Origin of the sequence: Flavobacterium caseinilyticum (assembly GCF_004349085.1) — a bacterium.
Taxonomy (GTDB): Bacteria; Bacteroidota; Bacteroidia; order Flavobacteriales; family Flavobacteriaceae; genus Flavobacterium; species Flavobacterium caseinilyticum.
On record NZ_SMFM01000005.1, the window covers coordinates 211,996 to 237,539 of the forward strand.

Annotated in this window: 20 protein-coding genes; 9 read left to right on the forward strand and 11 right to left on the reverse strand. The window is 34.3% G+C overall.

The genetic code is table 11. The annotated features are described in order from the left end of the window. The first annotated feature begins 100 nt into the window (after nt 1-100). The gene (locus E0F89_RS11930) at nt 101-886 is read left to right on the forward strand and encodes an NYN domain-containing protein (RefSeq protein ID WP_131910001.1); all 786 of its coding nucleotides are present in this window, start codon (nt 101-103) and stop codon (nt 884-886) included. Here the strand turns inward: E0F89_RS11930 and E0F89_RS11935 are convergent. After that, nucleotides 883-3,261, reverse strand: coding sequence for a hybrid sensor histidine kinase/response regulator (locus tag E0F89_RS11935; RefSeq protein WP_131910002.1), 2,379 nt, complete (start codon nt 3,259-3,261; stop codon nt 883-885). The two genes, E0F89_RS11930 and E0F89_RS11935, sit on opposite strands and share 4 nt — an antisense overlap. 2,666 nt (nt 3,262-5,927) lie before the next feature. Here E0F89_RS11935 and E0F89_RS11940 point away from each other — a divergent pair. The 3 genes from E0F89_RS11940 to E0F89_RS11950 all read left to right on the forward strand — a co-directional run bounded on the left by E0F89_RS11940 (nt 5,928) and on the right by E0F89_RS11950 (nt 9,504). Continuing rightward, on the forward strand, nt 5,928-6,506 hold the full coding sequence (locus E0F89_RS11940; RefSeq protein WP_131910003.1) for a non-canonical purine NTP diphosphatase: 579 nt from the start codon (nt 5,928-5,930) through the stop codon (nt 6,504-6,506). A gap of 198 nt (nt 6,507-6,704) precedes the next feature. Beyond that, nucleotides 6,705-8,648 carry a DEAD/DEAH box helicase gene (locus tag E0F89_RS11945; protein ID WP_131910004.1) on the forward strand — a complete coding sequence of 648 codons (1,944 nt, stop codon included), beginning with the start codon at nt 6,705-6,707 and terminating at the stop codon, nt 8,646-8,648. A gap of 88 nt (nt 8,649-8,736) precedes the next feature. After that, nucleotides 8,737-9,504 carry a carboxypeptidase-like regulatory domain-containing protein gene (locus E0F89_RS11950; RefSeq protein WP_131910005.1) on the forward strand — a complete coding sequence of 256 codons (768 nt, stop codon included), beginning with the start codon at nt 8,737-8,739 and terminating at the stop codon, nt 9,502-9,504. Between the two features lie 350 nt (nt 9,505-9,854). Here the strand turns inward: E0F89_RS11950 and E0F89_RS11960 are convergent, their stop codons facing one another. After that, nucleotides 9,855-11,318, reverse strand: a complete 1,464-nt coding sequence (locus tag E0F89_RS11960; protein WP_131910006.1) for an aminoacyl-histidine dipeptidase — start codon at nt 11,316-11,318, stop codon at nt 9,855-9,857. Nucleotides 11,319-11,428: 110 nt separating this feature from the next. Here E0F89_RS11960 and E0F89_RS11965 point away from each other — a divergent pair, with 110 nt between their 5' ends. Then, nucleotides 11,429-12,493 (forward strand): DUF3810 domain-containing protein, encoded by a 1,065-nt coding sequence (locus tag E0F89_RS11965; protein ID WP_131910007.1) that lies wholly within the window; start codon nt 11,429-11,431, stop codon nt 12,491-12,493. Nucleotides 12,494-12,528: 35 nt separating this feature from the next. Here the strand turns inward: E0F89_RS11965 and E0F89_RS11970 are convergent, their stop codons facing one another. After that, the gene (locus tag E0F89_RS11970; protein ID WP_131910008.1) at nt 12,529-13,737 is read right to left on the reverse strand and encodes a 3-oxoacyl-[acyl-carrier-protein] synthase III C-terminal domain-containing protein; all 1,209 of its coding nucleotides are present in this window, start codon (nt 13,735-13,737) and stop codon (nt 12,529-12,531) included. Nucleotides 13,738-14,007: 270 nt separating this feature from the next. Then, nucleotides 14,008-15,312, reverse strand: coding sequence for an NAD(P)/FAD-dependent oxidoreductase (locus E0F89_RS11975; RefSeq protein ID WP_131910009.1), 1,305 nt, complete (start codon nt 15,310-15,312; stop codon nt 14,008-14,010). Nucleotides 15,313-15,617: 305 nt separating this feature from the next. On the opposite strand from E0F89_RS11975, the gene E0F89_RS11980 reads away from it, so the two are divergent. Continuing rightward, nucleotides 15,618-16,121: an RNA polymerase sigma factor gene (locus tag E0F89_RS11980; RefSeq protein WP_131910010.1), complete on the forward strand. Its 504-nt coding sequence runs from the start codon at nt 15,618-15,620 to the stop codon at nt 16,119-16,121. Next, nucleotides 16,118-16,723, forward strand: a complete 606-nt coding sequence (locus tag E0F89_RS11985; RefSeq protein WP_131910011.1) for a hypothetical protein — start codon at nt 16,118-16,120, stop codon at nt 16,721-16,723. Before E0F89_RS11980 ends, E0F89_RS11985 begins: the two co-directional genes overlap by 4 nt. 55 nt (nt 16,724-16,778) lie before the next feature. Here E0F89_RS11985 and E0F89_RS11990 read toward each other — a convergent pair whose 3' ends face one another. Both E0F89_RS11990 and E0F89_RS11995 read right to left on the reverse strand, forming a co-directional pair. Next, a complete protein-coding gene (locus tag E0F89_RS11990) occupies nt 16,779-17,588 on the reverse strand; it encodes a lysophospholipid acyltransferase family protein (RefSeq protein ID WP_131910012.1) in 810 nt (269 codons plus the stop codon). A 137-nt stretch (nt 17,589-17,725) separates the two neighbouring features. After that, on the reverse strand, nt 17,726-18,367 hold the full coding sequence (locus E0F89_RS11995) for an NUDIX hydrolase (RefSeq protein ID WP_131910013.1): 642 nt from the start codon (nt 18,365-18,367) through the stop codon (nt 17,726-17,728). A gap of 92 nt (nt 18,368-18,459) precedes the next feature. Here E0F89_RS11995 and E0F89_RS12000 point away from each other — a divergent pair, with 92 nt between their 5' ends. Further along, nucleotides 18,460-18,900 carry a DUF4268 domain-containing protein gene (locus tag E0F89_RS12000; RefSeq protein ID WP_131910014.1) on the forward strand — a complete coding sequence of 147 codons (441 nt, stop codon included), beginning with the start codon at nt 18,460-18,462 and terminating at the stop codon, nt 18,898-18,900. Between the two features lie 82 nt (nt 18,901-18,982). Here the strand turns inward: E0F89_RS12000 and E0F89_RS12005 are convergent, their stop codons facing one another. The 5 genes from E0F89_RS12005 to E0F89_RS12025 all read right to left on the reverse strand — a co-directional run bounded on the left by E0F89_RS12005 (nt 18,983) and on the right by E0F89_RS12025 (nt 24,088). Continuing rightward, a complete protein-coding gene (locus E0F89_RS12005) occupies nt 18,983-19,393 on the reverse strand; it encodes a hypothetical protein (protein WP_131910015.1) in 411 nt (136 codons plus the stop codon). A gap of 6 nt (nt 19,394-19,399) precedes the next feature. Continuing rightward, the gene (locus tag E0F89_RS12010) at nt 19,400-20,347 is read right to left on the reverse strand and encodes an NAD(P)H-dependent flavin oxidoreductase (protein ID WP_131910016.1); all 948 of its coding nucleotides are present in this window, start codon (nt 20,345-20,347) and stop codon (nt 19,400-19,402) included. Between the two features lie 15 nt (nt 20,348-20,362). Beyond that, on the reverse strand, nt 20,363-21,976 hold the full coding sequence (locus E0F89_RS12015) for a S8 family peptidase (RefSeq protein ID WP_131910017.1): 1,614 nt from the start codon (nt 21,974-21,976) through the stop codon (nt 20,363-20,365). Nucleotides 21,977-22,111: 135 nt separating this feature from the next. Beyond that, nucleotides 22,112-23,299 carry a tRNA 2-thiouridine(34) synthase MnmA gene (gene mnmA, locus E0F89_RS12020; RefSeq protein ID WP_131910057.1) on the reverse strand — a complete coding sequence of 396 codons (1,188 nt, stop codon included), beginning with the start codon at nt 23,297-23,299 and terminating at the stop codon, nt 22,112-22,114. A 72-nt stretch (nt 23,300-23,371) separates the two neighbouring features. Then, nucleotides 23,372-24,088, reverse strand: coding sequence for a toxin-antitoxin system YwqK family antitoxin (locus E0F89_RS12025; protein WP_131910018.1), 717 nt, complete (start codon nt 24,086-24,088; stop codon nt 23,372-23,374). A gap of 456 nt (nt 24,089-24,544) precedes the next feature. On the opposite strand from E0F89_RS12025, the gene E0F89_RS12030 reads away from it, so the two are divergent. After that, on the forward strand, nt 24,545-25,507 hold the full coding sequence (locus E0F89_RS12030; RefSeq protein WP_131910019.1) for a fasciclin domain-containing protein: 963 nt from the start codon (nt 24,545-24,547) through the stop codon (nt 25,505-25,507). Nucleotides 25,508-25,544 lie beyond the last annotated feature (37 nt).

Below are 25,544 nucleotides of genomic sequence, written 5' to 3' on the forward strand. Positions count from 1 at the left end.
GAAAAATCGGCGCAAAAGGATGCCGTTTCGATCAGGTCTAAAAAACATATTCAGGAATAAACTTTGTATATTTGAATAAATATTTCAACATTAGAAATTTATGTCACAAGATACAAAAGAATTAAAATTAGCCGTTCTCATTGATGCTGACAATGTTCCGTACAGCAATGTAAAAGGAATGATGGAAGAAATTGCTAAATTTGGAACACCCACCACCAAACGTATTTATGCCGACTGGACTAAACCGAATGCCGGAGGCTGGAAAAGTGTTTTATTAGAACATGCGATTACTCCAATTCAACAATACAGTTATACGGTTGGTAAAAACTCTTCCGATTCAGCGATGATTATTGATGCCATGGATTTATTGTACTCCGATAAAGTGGATGGTTTTTGTATCGTATCCAGTGATTCTGATTTTACACGTTTAGCTATACGACTGAGAGAATCGGGAATGAAAGTCATTGGAATCGGTGAACAAAAAACGCCAAACTCATTCATTGTAGCTTGCGACCGTTTCATTTATATCGAAGTTTTGGATGGCGCTATTAAGAAAAAAGCAAAAAAACGAACATCAGACAGTAAGAAACCCGTTGAAAAACCAATTGAAAAACCAACTGAGAAATCATTAAATAAAATTGATGTACAGACAATAGAACTTATTGAAACCACGATAGAAGATATTTGTGATGATGACGGCTGGGCTTTTCTTGGTGATGTAGGAAACTTTATCGTTAAGAGAAAACCTGAATTTGACCCTAGAAATTATGGCTTTTCAAAACTAACTCCTATGCTGAAATCGCTGACTGATATACTTGAAATCGATGAAAGAGAATCGGATAAAAAAGGTATTAAACACGTTTATGTTCGTTTGCGTTACAGTTAAACTAATTTTTTAACCGCCTCATATAACGTTTCTTTCTTTATTGGTTTAGACAAATAATCATTCATTCCTATTTCCTTGGCACGCTCTTTTGTGGTTTCCATCACATCGGCGGTTACTGCAATAATGGGAATGTTACTGTTTTGCGCTCCAGCTTCGCCATTTCTAATGGCAATTGTTGCCTCATACCCATCCATGATTGGCATTTGCAGATCCATTAATACGATATCAAATTGATTTGTTTTAAATGCATCCAGTGCTTCCTCACCATTATTAGCATAAATTACAGTAGTGTTTAACCATTTTTTTGTTATCATTTTTATCACCATTTGGTTGATTGGATTATCCTCTACCACTAAAATGGATTTTCCTGCCAAATCATCAATAACAGCTTTAGGGGAAGCTTCCAGCTTTCTCTTTTCTGTTGAAATGTCAAAATCAATTGTAATAACGCAAGTCGTCCCTTCGTTTATTTTACTTTCCATTTGGATGGTTCCGTTTTGCATATCGACTAAAGTTTTGACGATATAAAGCCCCAAACCAAGTCCACCAAATTTTCGCTTATTATCAATATTATTTTGAGAAAAGGAATCAAAAATACTTTCCATTTTATCTTTTGGAATACCTACACCGGAATCTGAAACAGTCAAAATCAACCTGGCTTTATTTCCACCTTTCAACTGGCAATCCACATGAAATTTGACAAATCCTTTTGTTGTAAATTTGATGGCATTATTTAGTACATTATTTACTATCTGAACCAATCGATTAACATCCCCGATTATTAAATCCGGAAAAGTACCTGATTTAGAAAACTGAAATGTTAATCCTTTATCTTCGGCCCTGTTAATGGCATTATTCTTTAAATTTTCAAAAACCTGAACGGGATCAAATTGATTCTTTTCGAGCTTTAATTCTCCTTTTTCGATTTTAGAAAAGTCTAAAATATCATTCACCGAGCTCAATAAACTATGAGAAGAGTACTTTATAATTTGGCAATTTTTTCTGATTTTATCATCCTGTACCTCATTAGAGATAGAATCAATTAAATTCATAATCGCATTCAACGGTGTCCGCAATTCATGACTGATATTCGATAAGAAATAGGATTTTAAATCATTCATTTCTTCCGAGCGAATCAAAGCCAGTCGATTGAGTTCATTTTTCTCATTTTTTAAATTCCGAATCAAATTCGACATCGAAAGTGAAAGAAAAACAACTTCTAATCCAGTCCCTAATTTTGAACTGTTTTGAGTAAAAAAAGTATTCGGTAATAATCCGAAATTATATAATATAAAAATTCCGAATCCGATGATCAGAAACGAAATACCAGCTGTGAAAAAGGGATCTATGGATTTTTTTTTATAGTATAAATAAATTATCGAGCAGACAATTAACATCAAAAACACCAGCGTAAGAACATTTACTAAAACGTAGGAAAATAATAAAGTCGAGGGAATAAAAATGATACAAAATAATAATAAAAACAGTAATGCGTAAGCTATATTAAACAGAATATAAATTTTCTTACTGTTCGTTTTAATCTTCAAAAATAATTCACTGTATTTTCCCGACAAAAAAACGGCAATTATCGCAATAAATAATACACTATGATTTGAAAACCATCCTGCATGCGGTGTGATGTACTTGTAGAAAAAACCATCTAAAGCAAATTGTAGTAAACCAACAAATAAAACGTACAAACTATAGTATAAAAATATTTTTTCATTTAAAGCAAAAAAGAAGAAAAAATAGATAATAGCTGTGATAGACAAAATGCCATAAAAAATTCCAAAAAATAATTGCTCGTCTGAAATCATTTGGATAAACCTTTCCGACGAATAGAGCAGCATGGGAATTTTTATTACCTCACCGTCACTCTTCAAATGCATAAACAACTGCAGATTGGATTTTGGTGCTATTTCAATTTCAAAAATAGTTTTGCGATTATCAAAACTCCGTTTGGAATAGAGCAGATTATCCCCACTAATCTTGGTAGTTATTTTTCCAGAGGCATCAACAATAAATAATTCTACTAAATCTGTTATAGGACGTGCTGTTTCCAAATAAAAATTCAGTTTTGAATTTGTTAGATTTTTAATTTCTGTTTTTGACCAAAAATGATTTTGTGTAAATCCTAAATCATCATTTTCACTAAGAAGTTTTTTCGGACGCAAAGTGTTATAATTAGCAACAACATAGTCGATTTCCAGTTCTCTCTGTCCAACATCTGCAATTATGGTGTGATTATGCAAAGAAATTTCTTTAGGAATTGTATCACTGCTAAAGACATATTGTGAATAAGTGTTTGAAAAAAACAAGATAAAAAATAGTAATTTCAAAATAACCGAAAATTGTAGTTGCTTTTTTTTATCCATGTTTAGTAAATTACTTTCAAATCTATATACCTACGAAATAAAGAGTTTCTTAGTTTTAAAAAACCCTTTTCAAATCATGTTTTTCTATTTTTTTAAATAAAACATTTCATTTTAAAAAAAGTACGGAAAGTATAAAAAATTTATTGATCTGTTTGGGTAATTACTAGAACTTTTGCGATAATAATAAAAAATATATCAGAAATTACGTTTTGATTTTAATTCTAAATTCTATTCATTAAAACTGAAACTACATAAAAAAAGGAGGCCTTTTAAAGGACCTCCTATGTAATTCTGAATTACCGATATTAACTCTTACCGTTACTGGTATAGTCTATTGTGAGTAATCAATCTCATTATAAGATTGACATTCCCAAGTATTCAATCAGAATCACACCTAAAGGTATTATTTATTTTAATATTAATCAATTGTAAATCAGCATTTAACCAATATTTAACGCCATTCGACCGTTTTAAAAATCTCAGCCATATCTATTTAATGCCGTTAATAGTAGTTTCGCAATCTGTAATATTTAATGGGAGAGATTACCCAAAAAAATGCATTAAAAAAACAAAATTATAAAAGTGCCATATTTGTGTTATGCCCAAAAAAAAAGGAGGTCTTTTTATAGACCTCCAGTTTAGATTTTGATTTGTTGTTATCAGATTTTATCTTTCGATAAAACTAATTATCAAATACGCTACTCTTTGCAGATGGCAATATTCAAGAACAAAGCGAAATCATACTCAAAGATACCACTAATTTCATTTTGAAAAACTCTAAAAAAGCACTTTAACCAATATTTAACTAATTGATCATTAGAGTATTAAAACAATTGTCCAATGATTAATCTAACTCTTTTGTGCCGCCCGATTACTTAAATTTAAAATGAATTGAAATTCCTAAAACGGACCAAAACATCCGTTAAGTTCCACTTGCATAACCCACAAAAAAGGAGGCCTTTTAAAGGGCCTCCGATTCAGATTTTGATTTGTTATTATCAACTTATATCTTTCGATACAACTAACTATCAAATACGCTACTCTTTGCAGATGGCCATATTCAAGAACAAAGCAAAATCATACTCAAAGATACCAATAATTTCATTTTAAAAAACTCTAAAAAAGCACTTTAACCAATATTTAACTAATTGATCGTTAGAGTATTAAAACAATTGTCCAATGATTAATCTAACTCTTTTGTGACGCCCGATTACTTAAATTTAAAATGAATTGAAATTCCTAAAACGGACCAAAACATCCGTTAAGCTCCACTTAGCATAACCCACAAAAAAGGAGGCCTTTGAAAGGGCCTCCGATTTAGATTTTGATTTGTTATTATTAACTTATATCTTTCGATACAACTAACTATCAAATACGCTACTCTTTGCAGATGGGCATATTCAAGAAGAAAGCAAAATTATACTCAAAGATACCACTAATTTCATTTTAAAAAACTCTAAAAAAGCACTTTAACCAATATTTAACTAATTGATCATTAGAGTATTAAAACAATTGCCCAATGATTAATCTAACTCTTTTGTGCCGCCCGATTACTTAATTTTAGAATAACTTGAAATTCTTAAAACGGACCATTATGTTCATTAGGTTCCATTTGGGATAATCCACAAAAAAGGAGGCCTTTTAAAGGGCCTCCGATTTAGATTTTGATTTGTTATTATCAACTTATATCTTTCGATACAACTAACTATCAAATACGCTACTCTTTGCAGATGGCCATATTCAAGAACAAAGCAAAATCATACTCAAAGATACCACTAATTTCATTTTAAGCAACTCTAAAAAAACACTTTAACCAATATTTAACTAATTGATCATTAGCTTATTAAAATATTTGTATGTTACTTAAACTAACTCTTTTATGCCGATCCAATTGCTTAATTTTAGAATAACTTGAAATTCGTAAAACGGACCATTATCTTCATTAGGTTCCATTTGGGATAAGCCACAAAAAAAGGAGGCCTTTTTAAAGGGCCTCCGATTTAGATTTTGATTTGTTATTATCAACTTATATCTTTCGATACAGCTAACTATCAAATACGCTACTCTTTGCAGATGGCCATATTCAAGAACAAAGCAAAATCATACTCAAAGATACCACTAGTTTAATTTTAAACAACTCTAAAAAAGCACTTTAACCAATAATTAACTAATTGATCATTAGCTTATTAAAATATTTGTATGTTACTTAAACTAACTCTTTTGTGCCGACCGATTACTTAAATTTAAAATGACTTGAAATTCTTAAAATGGACCAAAACATCCGTCAAAGTCCACATAGTATAAGCCATAAAAAAGGAGGCCTTTTTAAAGGGCCTCCGATTGTAGATTCTGATTTATCATTTATCAATTCATACCGTTCAGCATGAAATGACTATTTGAATAAGTTTCTCCTTGCAGATGAATTTACTCAAGTGATTAATCAAAACCACATGATAAAGATACAACTTATGTTGGTTAAAAAAATAGAATTGAACATTTTAACTATTAATTAACCTATTGTTTTATAGTTATTTACAGTCTATTTTTCTTGAAATTGATAAATAAGATACAATAAAGAAAAAAGGCACTTGTCCTAGTTTTGTCACCTCACATGACAGAGTATTATAAAAAATGTATCTTTGAAAAATCAAATTAAAACCGACTAAATGCAACTTGTTTTCGCCTCTAATAACAAAAATAAAATTCTGGAAATACAAAGTATGCTTCCTGAAATCATTAAGATCCTAAGCCTGGAAGATATTGGATGTCTGGAAGACATTCCAGAAACTGCCGATACCATTGAAGGAAATGCTATTTTAAAAGCCAACTATGTAACCCAGAGATATGGTTTCGATTGTTTTGCCGATGATACCGGATTAGAAGTAGCCTTTTTAAATGGAGATCCTGGTGTTTACTCCGCAAGATATGCAGGAGAACAGCGCAGTGCCGATGACAATATGGATAAATTATTGAGCGCCTTGTCCGATCAAAACAATAGAAATGCACAGTTTAAAACGGTAATTGCATTAAATATAAAGGGCACACAACATCTTTTTACCGGAATTGCAAAAGGTGAAATCACTTCACAAAAAACAGGAAATAAAGGTTTTGGCTACGACCCAATCTTCCAGCCCATTGGATACAAAGAAACATTCGCTGAATTATCATTAGAAATTAAAAATAAAATCAGTCATAGAGGAAAAGCAACACAAGAATTAATCAACTATTTATTAAAGAACTCTTAATTTAGATTCCATTTTATTAACAAAAAATGGAATTGAACATCCTGCTTTAAGCCTTAATTATTTAATTTGAAATTCCAGATTTCAAACTAATTCTATAACATTCTGACAGTCAAATGGTAATAAATCATTAAATCTCAAAATAGCATTAGTTTATATGGATTATAAACAGTAGTTTTGCACCCTATTTTAAAAATACATATGAATAAATTTGAACAATTAGGATTGAGTGAATCGTTACTGAAGGCGATTTTAGATCTAGGATTTGAAAATCCGACCGAAGTACAGGAGAAAGCGATTCCCCTATTATTGGAAAAAGACACAGATATGGTTGCGTTGGCTCAGACAGGGACAGGGAAAACGGCAGCTTTTGGTTTTCCAGTTATTCAGAAAATTGATGCCAACAACAGAAACACACAAGCATTAATTTTATCTCCAACACGCGAACTTTGTTTGCAGATTACCAACGAAATTAAAAACTACTCTAAATACGAAAAAGGTATTAATGTGGTAGCAGTTTACGGTGGAGCTAGCATAACAGACCAAGCGAGAGACATAAAGAGAGGCGCACAAATTATCGTGGCCACTCCGGGAAGGATGCAAGATATGATTAATAGAGGTTTGGTAAACATTTCTCAAATCAACTATTGTATTCTTGACGAAGCTGACGAAATGTTGAACATGGGTTTCTACGAAGATATCGTAAACATCCTTTCAACCACGCCAGACGAAAAAAACACATGGTTATTCTCTGCAACAATGCCTGCTGAAGTAGCACGTATTGGAAAACAATTCATGACCGACCCAATTGAAATTACAGTTGGAGCTAAAAACTCAGGATCTGCTACAGTTTCTCACGAATTTTACCTTGTAAATGCACGTGACCGTTACGAAGCTTTGAAACGTTTAGCAGATGCTAATCCAGACATTTTCTCGGTAGTTTTCTGTCGTACAAAAAGAGACACACAAGCTGTTGCTGAAAAACTAGTTGAAGATGGATACAGCGCTGCTGCATTGCACGGAGATTTATCTCAAGCGCAACGTGATGGTGTAATGAAATCTTTCCGCGGAAGACAAATTCAAATGCTTGTGGCTACTGACGTTGCCGCACGTGGAATTGACGTTGATAACATTACTCACGTAGTAAACTATCAATTACCTGATGAAATCGAAACTTACAATCACCGTTCAGGTCGTACTGGTCGTGCTGGTAAATTAGGTACATCTATTGTAATTGTTACTAAAAGTGAATTGCGTAAGATTTCTTCAATCGAAAGAATCATCAAACAAAAATTCGAAGAAAAAACGATTCCTTCCGGAATTGAAATCTGCGAGATCCAATTGTTACACTTAGCCACTAAGATTAAGGATACTGAAGTTGATCATGAAATTGACACTTACCTTCCTGCAATTAACAGTGTCCTTGAAGGTTTATCAAAAGAGGAATTAATCAAGAAAATGGTATCGGTTGAATTTAACCGTTTTATCAATTACTATAAGAAAACAAGAGATCTTTCTAATCAAACTTCAGGTTCTGAAAGACGTGAGCGTGATGACAGAGATGGTGCTCCAAGAGAAAATAACAATGGTGGTGCAACAAGATATTTCGTGAACATCGGTTCAAGAGATAATTTTGATTGGATGTCATTGAAAGATTACTTGAAAGAAACCTTAGACTTAGGTCGTGATGACGTTTTCAAAGTAGATGTAAAAGAAGGTTTCTCTTTCTTTAACACTGATCCGGAACATACTGATAAAGTAATGGAAATATTGAATAACGTACAATTAGAAGGACGTAGAATCAATGTTGAAATTTCTAAAAACGATGGTGGCGGAAGACGTGACCATAACGGAAGAAGTTCTGGTGGTGGTTTTGGAGGAAGCCGCTCTGGTGGCGAAAGAAGTTCAGCTCCAAGAAGAGAAGGTAGTTTTGCACCAAGAAGAGAAGGTTCTGGCGGTGGTGGTTTCAGAAGCGACAGAAATTCAACTCCAAGAGAAGGTGGATTTGGCGGAAGAAGTTCAGCACCTAGAGAAGGTGGTTTTTCATCGGACAGATCAAGAACTGAAGGTTCCTCCGATAGAGCTCCAAGACGTTCTGAAAGCTTTGGAGATTCACCAAGACCAAGAAGACCAAGAAAAGACTAACATTCATTGTTAATATTCTTATAATTATATCCGGAAACTACAAAATATTTAATCCTGTTTTATTACTTTTAAAGTCTTAAATCAGTTTATGAAATATTTTGTAGTTTTCTTTTTTTTAGTAGTATCTGCATACACTTTTGCGCAAGTAAAAGAACCCTCTCAAAAAGTTGATGGCATCATCATCAGTAATACGAACAGACTACCCTTGTCTGGCGTAAACATCATTAACATCAATAAAGTAAGAGGCGCAACTACTGATTCGAGAGGCTATTTCGAAATTGATGTTCAACTAAATGATACACTTCATTTTACTAGTTTGGGGTTTCAATCACTTCGCGTTCGCGTAACTAATGATTGGATCAAAAATAAAAGCACCAAAATCCAACTTACCGAGAAAGCCATTGCCCTGGAGGAAGTGGTTATCAGACCTTTTAATTTAACGGGATATCTTGAAGTTGATACCAAAATAATCCCCACAAAAGAGAATTATCGGTATAGTATTTCCGGATTAACACAAGGATATGAAGCAGGTCAATATTCTCCAAATGCATTTGGAAGAGTATTGGGTTCTATTTTCAATCCCGCCGATATGCTCTACAATTTCTTTGGTAAGAAACCCAAAGAGCTTAAAAAGCTTAAAGAAATGAAAAAAGATGATACCGTCCGAAGTCTTTTAGAGTCAAAATTTGACAGAGAAACTATATCAGTTCTTTTAGGAGTAGAAAAAAATGAAATTGCCGAGATTTTACAGCGCTGTAACTACTCCGAATCTTTCATCCAAAACGCAAATGACTTGCAAATTATGGATGCTATAAGTGGCTGTTATGAGGAATATAAGATTTTAAAGAAAAAATAAATTTCACTTTAGTCACTTCATTATAAAGCTAATTGAAATAAAAAAGTCCTCAATTTCGAAACTACCTGAGGATTTTTAAAATATTACTTTTAAAGAAATCAAAAATATTATATACATTTACTTATATCAAAATTATAAAAACCTAAATTCCTATATCATGGCAAAAAGTCAAGACGCAAAAAAAACCGCGAAAAAAGAGCCTTTAAAAACGGCTAAAGAAAAGAAAGAAGAAAAAAGAGATAAGAAAAACACTCCTAAAAGAGACTAAAAATTAGTGTTCAGTATTCAGATTACAGTGTTCAGTTCCTATTGTTACTGAAGACTATTTTTTAAATACTGAACACTGAATACTATTTCACCGGGATATTTGCTAAAATTTCCAATACAAATTTCCAGAATTTCTGAGAAGAGGAAATACTCGCTCTTTCATCAGGGGAATGCGCACCATGAATCGTTGGTCCAAAAGAAATCATATCCATTTCCGGATAATTAGTTCCCAGAATCCCACATTCTAATCCTGCGTGACATGCCACCACCTTTGGCTTTTCACCGTTTTGTTTTTCGTAAATTGGAACTAAAACATCCAAAATCTCTGATTTAGAATTTGGTGTCCAACCCGGATAAGAACCAGAAAATTCTACTTCACAACCCATCAATTCAAATGCGGAACGCAATGCATTAGCCAAATCAAATTTAGCCGTTTCAACAGAAGAACGCGTTAAACATTGTACCGAAAGTTGTCCTTCCCCTACAATCACTTTGGCAATATTGTTCGATGTTTCTACTAAATCGTCAAAATCAGCACTCATTCTAAACACTCCGTTGTGTGCAGTATACATGGACCTCACAAAGTAAAACTGAGCAATTGTCGGCATTACTTTAGCAGGAGTTACCTTCATTTTTTCAAAAACAACTTCTAAATCTGGCTCTGTTGTTTTTAACTCTGTTTTAATTTCGTTTACAATTTGCTGCATGTCAAAAACAAATGCTTCGTCATACACTTCAGCAATGATAACTTTTGCATGACTTTCACGCGGAATCGCATTGCGTAAACTTCCTCCTTTGATTTCTGAAATTTGCAAACCAAAATTATCAAAACCATCAAATAATAATCGGTTCATGATTTTATTGGCATTGCCCAAACCTTTGTGGATATCCATTCCTGAATGCCCGCCTTTCAGGCCTTTTACAGTAATCTCATATCCTACAGAACCATCAGGGGTTTCCTCTTCATCATATTCCGCAGTAGCCGTAACATCAATTCCTCCCGCGCAGCCAATATCTATTTCATCATCTTCTTCGGTGTCCATATTCAAAAGAATTTGACCTTGAAGAATTCCTCCTTTTAAGTTTAGCGCACCTGTCATTCCTGTTTCTTCGTCAATGGTAAACAAAGCTTCAATGGCAGGATGGGGGATATCAGTGCTTTCCAGAATGGCCATAATAGCTGCAACTCCAAGACCGTTATCAGCACCAAGGGTTGTTCCGCGGGCACGAACCCAATCTCCATCCACATACATATCGATTCCTTGTGTATCAAAATCAAAAACGGTATCAGTATTTTTTTGATGCACCATATCCAAATGCCCTTGAAGTACAATCGCTTTTCGGTTTTCCATTCCAGCGGTTGCCGGTTTTCGAATAATTATATTGCGAATTTCATCTTCAAAAGTTTCTAATCCGAGACTATTTCCGAAGTTTTTCATAAACTCGATTACACGCTCTTCTTTTTTAGAAGGACGAGGCACGGCATTTAAATCGGCAAACTTATTCCAAAGTGCTTTTGGTTCCAGATTTCTTATTTCTTGACTCATTTATTATTGTTTGAGGGTTAACGTTTATAAGGCCCAAAGTTACAAAGTTTAAATACTTTATTGATACTAATTGATATTGTAATTATATTTACATTTCCAAAAATCAAACATTGAAAACAAAATATTTCCTTTCCTTTTTTCTATTTATCCAAATATTGCTTCTGCAAATTATTCCCTTTTACCCGGAATATGTCGAAGATTGGTATAGTAATGGTTTCTATCCGATACTTTCGTCATTTTCGAGGACTATTTTGGGTGAAATTCCTTTTTCAGTAGGTGACTGTCTCTATTTTATCCTCATTTTATTCATTTTTAAATGGCTTTGGACCAAACGAAAAACATGGAAATCCGAATGGAAAGAAACTGTTTTAAGCATCTTGAGTTTTGTTTCCGTTTTTTACTTTTTGTTTCATGTACTTTGGGCACTCAATTATTACCGTGAACCGCTTTTTGAAAAAATGGAAATTCAAAAAGACTATTCGGATGCCGATTTGTTGGCTTTCACCAAAAAAATAATTGCCAAAACCAATGCTATTCAATACCAACTCACAAAAAACGACAGCTTGAAAGTAGTAATTCCGTATTCTCAAGAACAAGTTTTTGAAATGAGTCTGAATGGATATAAAAACTTAGCTGAGCAACATTCTTATCTTTCTTATACCAAGCTAAGTGCCAAGAAATCACTGATCAGCTTGCCATTGACTTATATGGGATTTGGAGGCTATTTAAATCCGTTTACCAATGAAGCGCAGGTTAATTATCTTGGACCAATGTACAGTTTTCCGATGACAACAAATCATGAAATGGCACACCAGATAGGTTATGCAAGTGAAAGTGAATGCAACTTTATCGGATTTTTAGCTTCTGTGAAAAATGAAGATTTATACATTCAATATTCGGGATATAGCATGGCATTGCGTTATTGTCTAGGCAATTGGCAAGCCCGAGACGAGGCTGTTTTTAAACAATTATTAAAAACTGTAAATCCCGGTATTTTGAAAAACTACAAAGAAAGCGAGCGTTTCTGGAAACAATACGACACGATTATCGACAAAGGTTTTCATGCTTTTTACGATCAATTTCTAAAAATAAACCAGCAAAAAGATGGAATGGAAAGCTACAGTAAATTTGTGGATTTGATGGTGAATTTTTATAAGGACAAAGATAAATGGTAAACATCATCATTTTGCTCTGTAATAAAGGATCTTTATTATAATTTCTCAAGCAACAATCCTGTTGCTGTAAGACCTGGACCAAACGCCATTGCAACAATTTTGGTTCCGGATGCTATATTTGGATCATCTACTATTTCTCCGAAAATATGCGGTATGGTCGCCGAAGACATATTTCCATATCGACGTAATATCTCATAAGACCATTTAGCTTGCTCTTTTTTTAATCCAACAGCATCTATAACATAATCTATAATTTTTGGTCCTCCTGGATGAATTGCAAAATGCATATCGGCTTTATGTTCATCAAGATCTACATTAACTTTTTTACAAAGTGTAGTCAAAAAAGGTTTGATATTTTTACGAATAAAAACAGGCACTCGTTTAGACAAAGTCATCAAAAAATTATATTCTCCCAAATCCCATGACATATCCTCTAATGAATCCGGGATAATGACCTCATGTGCGGCTAAAATCCGAAGTCCTTTCTTTTGCGGAAAGGAATCATCTTTCAAAAAAGTTTCTTCATCAAATAGGGAATAGCCAATAAATCCATCCGCAAAAAGGGAGCAAATCATGGTATTTGAATTAGAAAATTCAACTAAATTTAAATGTGCGGACAATAATTCAGTGTGAACCACATCAACTCTACCTTTGGTTGAACTGGCACATAGAAGGCTACTGCCGGTGCGAATTGCTGGAAAAGCGCCATAACAGCCCATATGATACGAATGCGTAACTTGAACTGTCTCCCATTTCCTTTCTATTACCGCTTCCTGAGCAACACTTGGTGAGGAATACCCAGAGCAGGTCACATGAATAAGATTTTCCGGACTCGAAGTTGTTTTTGAATAAAACTCATCAAAAACATATCCCATTTTCTTTTTGAACCAATCCATCCGAACTTCAATTTTAGGACCGGAATGATTTTCCCGTTGCACTTCAAAACCAGCAGGAAAATGATATTCATTCGGTAGAGCGCTATCCATTTCATTTTCAATAAAATGTTCAACTTCTTCAAATATTAAAATCTGTCTGCTATTGATACTTTCCGAAGAAACAGAATACTTATCTACGTGATCTGATATCGTCTCAAAACTTAAGCGTTCCGGAATTAGTAAATCATCCGATTCCGAGAAATTTTGAAAATGATAATAAAGGAATTTTGTGTACTGATTGAGCTTGTTTTGATCTAATAATTTCCCCCCTAAGATGGGATGAAAATTGGAGAGTATAACGCTTTTCATTGGCTTCCTGACTTTGATTGAAAGATAAATTTAAAAAAAATATCATTTCAAAATCAATGCTAAAAAACATATTGAATTTAAAAAAAGCTAAATACTTGATTTACAATACTTTATAGTTGTGTTATGTATGTTAAAATACTGTTAATCAGCTAATTATAAGAATTAATTTACGGTAACAATATATACTGATTATGAGGTAAATACGAATAAAAATATTTTATAATACTAAAGTATTAGTATTGAATTTGTTACTGAATTCGAAAAAAAAACCTAAACCTCATCGCTTGTAAAAGTCGTGAAACTTTTCTTTTTGTAAGGACGAATAATCAGGCGTCCTTCACGATCAAAACGAATATAATTATACACCCAATTCAAGAAAACCACTGCTTTATTTTTGAAACCAATAAGTGAAAATAAGTGTACAAACATCCAAACAAACCAAGCAAAAACGCCACTGAAATGGTATTTAGGCAAATCCACGACCGCTTTATTTCTTCCTATCGTTGCCATGGAACCTTTGTCATTGTAGCGAAAAGCTACCATTTTTTGGTTTCGAATTAGTCTTACTAAATTTTCTCCTAACAATTCTCCTTGTTGCATTGCAGGTTGCGCCATCATGGGATGCCCTTGCGGAAAAATTTCGGATTCCATTGACGCGACATCACCAATGGCAAAAATAGTATCATACCCTGCTACTTGATTGTATTCATTTACTCGAATACGTTCAACTTTTTCAACGAGTGCTTTTCCGTCTAATCCGGCAACAAGAGCACCTTGTACGCCAGCAGTCCAGATTACGGTGGCGGTTTCAAATGTCAAATCGGAATTTGTGGTGATGGTGCGACCGTCGTAATTCGTAACGCGCACGTTTTTCCAAATTTTCACACCCAAGTTGCTGAGAAACTTTTCAGCGGCCTCCGAGGATTTCTCACTCATGGTATTCAGTATTCGATCGCCACTTTGAATGAGATTGATTTCCATTTTTGCAATATCAAGATCGGGATAATCTTTTTGCAAGATTGCTTTTTTCATCTCGGCCAAGGCACCGGCAAGTTCTACTCCAGTTGGTCCGCCACCCACAAGTACAAAGTTGATCAAACTGTTTTGGTCCGCAACATCGGTTGTGAGGACTGCTTGCTCAAAATTTTCAAGAATAAGGCTGCGGATGTTTAGCGATTGCGGTATGGTTTTCATGGACATACTGTTGCGCTCGATTTCTTTATTTCCAAAATAGTTGGTCTTGGAGCCTGTTGCGATTACAAGATAATCATAACTCAAATCCCCTATTTCGGCGATAACTTTTTGGTTTTTAGTGTCGATTTCCTGAACATTAGTAAGCCTAAAGTAAACGTCATCGTATTCCTGAATTACTTTTCGGATTGGGTAGGCTATGGAACCGGCTTCAAGTCCGCCTGTAGCTACTTGATACAACAAAGGTTGGAAAGTGTGGTAATTGTGTTTGTCTAACAGGACGACCTGAACTTTTTTATTTTTGAGTTTTTTGGCTAATGCGATTCCTGCAAAGCCACCTCCAATAATTACTATTCTGGGTAAAGTTGAATTTGGGATGTTCATGCTTCAAAAAGTGCTGATTTGTTGGTACTCAAAGATACAATGTTTTTTTCCGATGGATTCGATCAATTAACATCATAATTTTTGTTTTTTGGAAACGCAGTTTTGAAAGAATAAACGTGTAAATTAGCCCCGATGGAAATAAAAATCCTTTCCAGTGCTGAACTTTTTCAGGCTGCTGAAAAAGTTCAGCACTGGAAAGATTGAAATGTACAGCGGGACGAATAGTGCTTATAAATGAAATATATTGTGCTCCCAAAAATGGATCGCTTTGTAACAAAAACTAATAATGGCTTACTAACTTTAATATGAGTGATAATTTAGAACATTCTTTTGTAAAACAGCTTCAGGAAAATCAGAATATAATCCACAAGATTTGTAGGTTGTACACTAATGGTGATGACGCGCACAAGGATTTGTTTCAGGAAATCACTATTCAATTGTGGAAAGCGTTCCCGAAATTCCGGGGAGACAGCAAATTTTCTACTTGGGCTTATCGAGTCGCATTGAACACCGCTATTACTTTATACCGAAAAACAAAACGATCCATAAACACTATAGAGTTTGAAGGTCGGCACCATTTCCTGAATGATGTTGAATATGATTATGAGGAGGAGGAACAATTAAAGTTAATGTACAAAGCGGTTTATCAACTTAATGATATTGAAAAAGCGCTGATATTTATGTATTTGGAAGACAAAGATTATCAGGAAATATCAGAAACTTTGGGAATTAGCGAAGTCAATGCCAGAGTAAAAATGAACAGAATAAAAGGGAAATTAAAAAAAATATTAAATCCATTAGGAATATGAAAGAGCTGGATTTATTAAAAAAAGACTGGCAAAAGAACGTGAATTCTTTTGAACAAGTATCAGAAAGCGAGATTTATAAAATGATTCATAAAAGATCATCTTCAATTGTGAAGTGGATTTTTATCATTAGCATTATTGAATTTGTGTTATTGAATTCTTTGAGTTTTTTATTTCCAGATGAGCAAATGAGCAAGTCGGGTGTAATTGATGCTTTTATTGATGTTTTAGATTACCTTAGTTACGGGGTAGCGCTATTTTTTATGTACTTGTTTTACAAAAATTACCGCTCTATTTCGGTTACTTCTAATACTAAAAAATTGATGGAGTGTATTATAAATACAAGGAAAACGGTGAAGTATTATATAGCTTATAACTTATCTCTCATTCTATTTATTTCACTGCTTTTAGTGTTTTACAGAGTGCAACATTCTCCGATTTGGACGAGTGCTGATACTCCAAAAATAATTTTCACCTGTCTTATTTCTGTTTTTCTTATTCTTGTATTACTGGTTTTCGTTTGGTTATTTTACCAATTGATTTATGGTATTTTGCTAAAAAAACTAAACAGAAATTATGTAGAACTAAAGAAAATTGATTTGTAATTTTGGAGTATAAAAAAGCGGCTTCCTTATAGAGGAAGCCGCTTTTTTAGTTCTGTTAGTATTCCCATCTCCGGGTTTTGTTTAATTCTTCTTGTTCTTTTATAATTTCCGCAGGAATTACCTTTAAGAAAGAAGCATGTTGTTCTATTGCATATTCAACTTTTTCGACAATTTCTTCGATGGTATCGTTATCATAATCAATATCCAACGGTTCTTTGATAATAAAGGACTGTAAAATCCCTTTCTTTTTCATGCGCAATCCTTTTTTGTCAAATGAACGGCGAAAACCATCTATCACAATAGGCACTACAATTGGCCTGTGCTGTTTTATAATATGGGCTGTTCCTTTACGAACGGGTTTAAATGATTTTGTTGTCCCTTGCGGAAAAGTGATTACCCAACCATCAGCCAGCGCAATTTTAATGTTTTCAGTATCGTTGGGATTTATATCCTTTTTCTGTTCTACATCAATCCCTTTCGCACGCCAGGTACGCTCAACAGAAATTGCCCCGGCGTACGCCATAATCCTTGGCAATAATCCCGCCTGCATCGTTTCTTTGGCAGCAACATAATAAATATTCATTTTGGGTTGCCAAAGGTAACAAACATTTTTAATCGTATCATCCCGACCGCTCAAGCTCGCATTAAAAACATGAAACATAGCCACGACATCGGCAAAATAGGTTTGGTGATTTGATATAAATAGGACATTAGAATCCGGCAAATTTCTGATGATTTCTGAACCTTCTATCTGCAATTCATTAAATCCCCTGTAACGCCTGTGAGTCATAGCTCCAAAGATTCGTATTAACCATTTTTTTATAAATAATATATGTCCGAAAGGATTTCTCTTCAACAATCCCATAAAATTGTGTATTTTGTTGTGAATTTGGATTACAAACTTACGAAATTAATATTTGAATTGTGCTGCTGAATTCAACAGAACGAACTGAATAATTTAAACAATTAAAAGCCACTTTTCTTATAAAAAATTTTAAAAGATCAACGTAGAACTTCTTTAAGAACTTCTTTTAATTCACTTAACATCATCGCTGTAGCGCCCCAAACTATGTGCTCCTCAATTTTAAAAGCCGGCACAGTGATATTGTCAGCGTAAGAAGTCGATAAATTCGTAGCAATTACAATCGCATCGTCTAAAAAAGTCGTCAAGGGTAACTCTATAATATTTGCCACCTCGGCAGGTTCCGGTACAAACACAAGTTCTTCTTTACTGATGCCTAAAAAAGGATGTACCATAAAATTACTCGGCGGGATATACAATTCCGTAAATGGTTTCAGAATTTCTATTTTGTCCGGATGAACTCCGACCTCTTCATGCGTTTCACGAAGCGCAGTTACAGCAAAATTCTCGTCTTCCAGTTCGTATTTACCTCCCGGAAATGCAATTTGTGCCGAATGAATTCCTTTATAAGAATTGCGGACAATCAGTACCAAATGTGCTTTGTCATTTTTAGGATAAAAAAGCATCAATACGGAGGCCATTCTCGGTTGATTATCCTCAGCATTGCTATTTTTTAAACGTTCCAATCGCTCTAAAGGCGCCATTTTCAAATGTGCATTAAATGCCGGAAGCTCGGCTTCAATTAATTTGGGAACATACCGTAAAAATTCTTGAAAATCCATAATCAAAGTCTATTTTTGCACTCAGAACAGCACATAAATATAAGTTAGAAAATACAATTTCACAAATTTTCTAATGCCAAAAAGTCATTATAATGTACAGCAAAGAAGAAACCCAAAGATTAAAGCGAGAATTCTGGATTGCATTCGCTGAAAAATATCCTCGAAAATGGGTATTATACGATACCAAAATCAAGGACTTTTCTTTTAAATTTTATGTAGACAACAAAAAAGCACAGATCTTAGTTGACATTGAGCACCGAAGTGACGAAAAACGCATCGCTTATTTTGAGAAATTAGAAGCGCTAAAAAGTATTCTGGAAGAAGAATTTATTCAAAATTTAGTTTTTGAGAAAAATTACACGCTGGAAAATGGTAAAACCATCAGCCGCATCTGGGTAGAAAAATTAGGAGTTGGCGTCAGCAATCGAAGTTATTGGGACGAAATATTTGATTTCTACAATGATAAAATGAACGCATTGGAAATGTTTTATTTAGAATACGATGAATTTATAAAAGATATTGAAAAGCTATAAAACGGAAAATTTATTTCTGTTAAAAAAAAATGCATTATTATAGAAGCAAATTCTAATTAATGCATTTTTCGTTTATTTAAATTTACATATTGAATATATTATAAACTATAATCCGATTGTCATAATTGATATACATTTGTTTCCTGTTCGCTTGTTTTTTACGCGTAATGATAGAAACGGTGCAATTGACTCCTTCATTATCCTTACAGGTAAAAGTGTAAACGACGTCGGCATCATTTTCTTCAACTGGCTGGTAATCGATAATTTCAAAAAGTTGAATGATTTGGGAATACACTACTATTCTGTTCTTATTAGTGTCCAATGTTACTAAAATATTGACCAGATCTAAGTCAGACCATTTTCCCCATTTCCCCTTCTCCGTTTTCTCCAAAACACTAAAACCCGAAGTTTTAAACTTATAATTCTGGCTGTAGGAATTTTGCAGTCCCAATGCTAAAAAAAGTAATACTATAAATATTTTTGTCTTCGTCATTCCTTATCAATTATAATCAAAATTCATTACTTCGTTTCTCGCGGTTTCAAAATCGGTTATCATTTCCTGAATAATAGCTTCCGCTGGTTTTATCTCGTGAATTAATCCGGCGATTTGTCCAATTTCTAATTCTCCTTCGATTAAATCTCCTTCAAACATGCCTCGTTTTGCTCTTGCTCTTCCTAATAACGCAACTAGTTCCTCTTTTGTTGGACAGTTTTCATATAAATTTTGCACATCCTGGTAAAATTTATTTTTAATCAACCGAACTGGAGCGAGTTCCTTCAATGTCAATTGGGTATCACCTTCTTTTACATTAAGAATTGTTTCTTTAAAGTTAATATGTGCAGATGATTCCAACGATGCCGCAAATCTGCTTCCCACCTGCACCCCGTCCGCTCCCAAAACCATTACTGCTAACATTCCTCGTCCTGTAGCAATTCCTCCGGCAGCAATCAAAGGAATAGTAATCTTTTCTTTGACCATCGGAATTAGCGTAAGTGTCGTTGTTTCTTCTCTACCATTATGCCCTCCGGCTTCAAATCCTTCAGCGACAATGGCATCGACACCTGCATCTTGCGCTTTTAATGCAAACACAGAGCTGCTGACTACATGCACAACAGTTATGCCATTTTCTTTCAAATACGAAGTCCATGTTTTTGGGTTTCCAGCTGATGTGAAAACAATTTTCACACCTTCATCGACGATAATTTTCATAATTTCTTCGATATTGGGATACAACATCGGTACGTTTACCCCGAAAGGCTTTGAAGTGGCCTTTTTACATTTTTGAATGTGTTCCCGTAAAACTTCCGGATACATGGAGCCTGCTCCTATCAATCCTAAACCTCCAGCGTTACTCACTGCACTAGCTAATTTATAACCGCTGTTCCAAATCATTCCTCCCTGAATGATTGGGTATTTAATTTTAAAAAGTTTTGTGATATTGTTCATGTATTATTGATGCTACTATTTTTTGATTATTTTTCCCGTTTTAGACAAACCATCTGACTCCATTTTATAAAGATACATACCCTGACTAAGAGATTTCAAAGAAATAGTGGATGATTGAGGTGTGATTTTTTGTTCTAAAACCTTTTGTCCAAAAATAGAATAAATGTATAGTATTCCACTGTCAAATTTTTCAGGTAACGAAACCGAAATATACTCACTGGCGGGATTTGGATAAATTATAAAATCATCATCAGAAAAGGATTCTACTACTAACTGATTACTCAATGCCAATGCAAAATCAGGAATTCCAAATCCATACTGATTATTGGGAGCGGCAAATCTATCAGCGGATTTTATTACTAATTGTCTAATCTCGTGATTTGTTTTTTGTGGAAATGCCTGCCATAAACAAGCAATCATTCCTGCCATTATCGGACTTGAAAAAGAAGTTCCATTTACTGTTACTATATTTCCCGCAGCATCCGAAACCACTGCTGCTTGTCCTTGTGCCATCACATCTGGTTTTATTCTGCCGTCGTACGAAGGTCCTATCGAACTGAACGCTGTCAAAACTTCTGCAGAATTTACTGCTCCAACTGTAATTACTGAAACTGCATCGGCCGGAGCGGCAATGTGCGGATCCGAAGAAGCACCGGAATTCCCGGCTGCAGTAACCAATATCATTCCTCTGCTGAATGCAATTTCAGCTCCACGGGTTATGAATGCCGTTTTGCCGTCAATTTCCTTATAAGTATGACTATACGCTGCATTATCATAATCAAAATAACCCAAAGACGTATTAATTATATCTACGCCCAAACTATCCGCTTTTTCAGCTGCTTCAACCCAAAGCGATTCCTCAACAGGATTTTCGGAAGTAGTGTCTTCGGTTATAAATAAATAATAGGAAGCATCCGGCGCAGTGCCCACCAACGCATTTTCTTTGTAACCGCCCATTGACGAAAGTACTAAAGATCCGTGTGTGCCGCCAGTATAAAAGTCAGGATTTCTTAAAACAAAATTATAGCCGCCCAAAATTTGCTTATTGTCTCTTAATCTTTGAAAAGGCTGCACAGTATTGACTCCGGGAAATCCAGAATCTAAAACAGCAATTATTTTACCGGAACCTGTATAATTTTGCTGGTGCAACTTTGATCCGTTGAGCATCTGAATTTGATTCAGTGACGAACCATAAGCATAATCAATTTTAGTTTTGCTCGTTTTATTTACTTTTTTAATTTTTGGTACCTTTGCAATTTTCCCAGCTGTATTCAGCGATTTGTCTGCAAAATCAATTTTACTGACAAATGAAAGCATAGCCAAAGAATTTATATTTGATTGTGTTCCTCGAACATGAATAGCGTTCAGCCACTTGGACTTTGCCATAACAGTAATTCCAACAGCCGATTTTAGTTGATCAACATAAGTTTCTTCTACTGGAATATCTTTAAAATCTAATGCAATATTTTGATTAGTTCTTCTGTCCAATGCTCTTTGAGAAAGCATTTTCAGTGGCGAATCCGAAAAGAATTGAGCGTTGGGCTTGGCATTAAAATAAACCCAAGCATCTTGTTGAGAAAAGCTAGCAGTTGTGATTAATAAAAAAAGGAATAAATAGAAATTTCTCATAGGGATCGTTATTGAATAAACTGCAAAGATTCTCACTACGTAGCAGATGGAATTGCAAGTACAGCTGTAAAAAAACATTTAAATTATAGTTAATGCAACCGTCTTTCCTGAAATTTATAAAAATAAAATACTAAACTAAGAAATTACTCCCGAACCAACTAATTCATCCTCTAAATACCAAGCTGCAAATTGTCCTTCCGTTATTGCGGACTGAGGTTCGTCAAAGGCCACGTACATCGCGTCTTCGAACTGATGCAAGGTGGCGCTTTGCAAAGGTTGTCTGTATCGGATTCTTGCCATTACTTTCATCGTTTCTCCATTGGCCAAAGCCAAATCTCTACGAATCCAATGTACTTCTTCGTTTTCGATACGCAATGCTTTTTTGAATAATCCGGGATGCTGACTGGTCAATCCGGTATAAATTGTATTGGTTTCCACATTTGTGGCTATTATGAATAATGGATCGGTCGTTCCTCCAACATTTAATCCTTTTCGTTGACCAATAGTAAAATAATGGGCACCTTTATGCTTACCAACTACTTTTCCCATTTGTGGTGTATACGGAATTTTCACTGCTTCAGATTTTAAATCTTCCTCTACACTTAAACCTATTGTCTTTTCAAAACTGTAAACAGGATCGCTTTTATCAATTTGAATTATGACTCCGTCTTTGGGTTGTAATTTTTGTTGTAAAAAATCCGGTAATCTAACCTTACCAATAAAGCACAAACCTTGTGAATCTTTCTTTTCTGCGGTAATCAAATCCATTTGGGCCGCTATTTCACGCACTTCCGGTTTTGTTAATTCTCCGATAGGAAACAACGATTTAGACAATTGCTCCTGGGATAATTGACAAAGGAAATAGGATTGATCCTTATTAGTATCGGCACCGGCTTTAAGTTGATACACGGTTTCGCCATTCTCTTCGATTTCACTTTTCTGACAGTAATGTCCGGTTGCCACAAAATCAGCACCAAGACTTAAAGCGATTTTCATGAAAACATCAAATTTTATTTCACGGTTACAAAGCACATCTGGGTTTGGAGTTCGCCCTTTTTCATATTCACTGAACATGTAATCCACAATTTTCTCTTGATATTCTTCGCTTAAATCTACTGTTTGAAAAGGAATTCCTAATTTTTCAGCAACCAATAAAGCATCATTACTGTCTTCAAGCCACGGACATTCATTAGAAATAGTAACCGAATCATCATGCCAATTTTTCATAAAAAGACCTATGACCTCGTACCCTTGTTGTTGCAATAAGTACGCAGCAACACTTGAATCTACACCTCCAGAAAGTCCTACAACAACTCGCTTCATCATCCAAAAATTATATTTTTATACGGATGCAAAGTTACAAAAGATTTGCAACAGTAGTTGTTAAGGCCATTGTTAATTGTTTTTTGATTTTGTGGCATTTTCAGGAAAGCTCATATTGGTTTCTTTAACTAATTTTCCCTTTTCAAAAAACTGCCAAATTCCTGATTTTTTTCCATTGACAAATTGGCCGGTAGAAACTACATTTCCATTAGAATCTCTGAAGGTAGCCAAACCGCTATATAGATTATTCTTGAATGATGACTCCTCCAACAGAATTCCTTTCTCTGTGTATTTCTTATAAAAACCATTTTTCAAATTGTTTTTATAACTGATTTCTTCCGCTATTTTGCCATTGAGATAAAAAACGGTTCGCAAGCCTTCTAATTTTCCCTTAACATAATTTTCAGTTGTCATAATGTTTTTGGAATTCAGATGATAATACTTCCACTGACCCTCAAATAATTTGTTAATGACTTTTCCTTCACTGACTTTATTCTTGGACTGATTGTAAAAAATAGTATAAGCAGAGGCATCTTTAGCGTTAAATTCCCTTGTGGCAATTATAGATTTAGCTTTGGTATCATCATAAAAATTAAAAACACCTATTTCTTTTCCATGAACAAAAGTACCTTCATACCGCGGTCTTTTTGATTCTTCATAAAATCCTTTCCATAATCCGTGTTTTTTTCCTTTTTCATCTAACTGGTTATAACTGTTCTGCGATATTATATTTTGGCTGAAGAGTATAAAAATTGCAAAGGCAAAAAAACTAATCTGATATTTTTTCATTATTTCTCGTTTTTACATATTACAACAACAGTGACACTGTTATTTTTATTTTGACAAATTTACAATTTTACTTTGCTTATTTCTGTGCCATTATTTCACGATTCAATAGTTTAGGCACTGAATCGTTAGAAAGTAGGATTCGATTCAAATTTTAGACCAAATCAATAATTTTCATCAAATTTCTTTATTTCCATAACAAATAAATTATTTAAAGTATTTTATAAAATGTTTAATGTTCTTAAATTATTTTATTACAAATACTGTATCAAAAATACCAACGTTTACTCATGATACTGACTAACAATTGATTACATAATGTTTTAAGTAATCATGTATAACGTAAACAAAGATAAAAAAAATCATAAAATTTCTAAATGTTCATCATTTTTAAATAAAAAATAAACAAAATCTAAAATCAATTTACTAATTTAGAAGTAACAAATAAACAACAACATTATGAAAAATGTATTTAAAATTAGAAATTTAGCGCTGATTGCATTATTTGCAATCCTAACAGTATCTTGTGATGACGACGATAACGATGTTGTTGTAGACAACACAATTACAGGAAAAGCATCTACAAATGCGAATTTAAGCATCTTGGTTCAGGCGCTTGTTCGAGCTGATTTAGCAACGACTTTGAAGGGTGCTGGTCCGTACACCGTTTTTGCACCCACAAATCAGGCGTTTACAACTTTCCTTGCCAGTAAGAATTACGCAACGATAAACGATGTGCCAAAGGAAGCGTTAACTCAAATTTTGTTAAATCATGTTGTCACAGGTTCAGTGAAATCATCTGATTTAACGACTGGTTACATTAAAACTTTAGGAAAAGGTTCGGCGTCTACTACTAATACCCTCAGTATGTATGTCAACACGAGTTCAGGTGTAAGGTTAAATGGAATTTCGAATGTTGCAACCGCTGACGTAATGGCTTCTAACGGAGTGATTCACATCGTTGATGCAGTTATTGATTTACCATCCATTGTTACTCATGCGGCTGCAAACGCCAGTTTTAGTACTTTAGTTAGTGTTCTAAACCGATCAGGTCAACCTGATTTTATAACTGCATTGTCCGCCGTAGGTCCTTTTACCGTTTTTGCACCAACAAATGCATCGTTTATCGCCTTAGATTTAGAACTTGCACCGGGAGGAATTGCGAGTGTTTCAGCTGCAAATTTAACTAAGGTTTTACAGTATCATGTGGTGAGTGGTAATGTATTAGCAGCGAGTTTAACCGAAGGACAAGTAATAACACCGCCGCTGCTAACGCCTTCTCAAACTTTCACGATTCAGCTAAGCGGCGGAGCAAAAATAAAAGATGCCAGAAATCGAACTTCAAATATAATTATTACTGATGTGCAAGCCTCAAATGGAGTCATTCATGCCATTGATAAAGTATTATTGCCGGCTTTCTAAATAAAGAACAAAAAAAAAGCTCTCAGTAATATGAGAG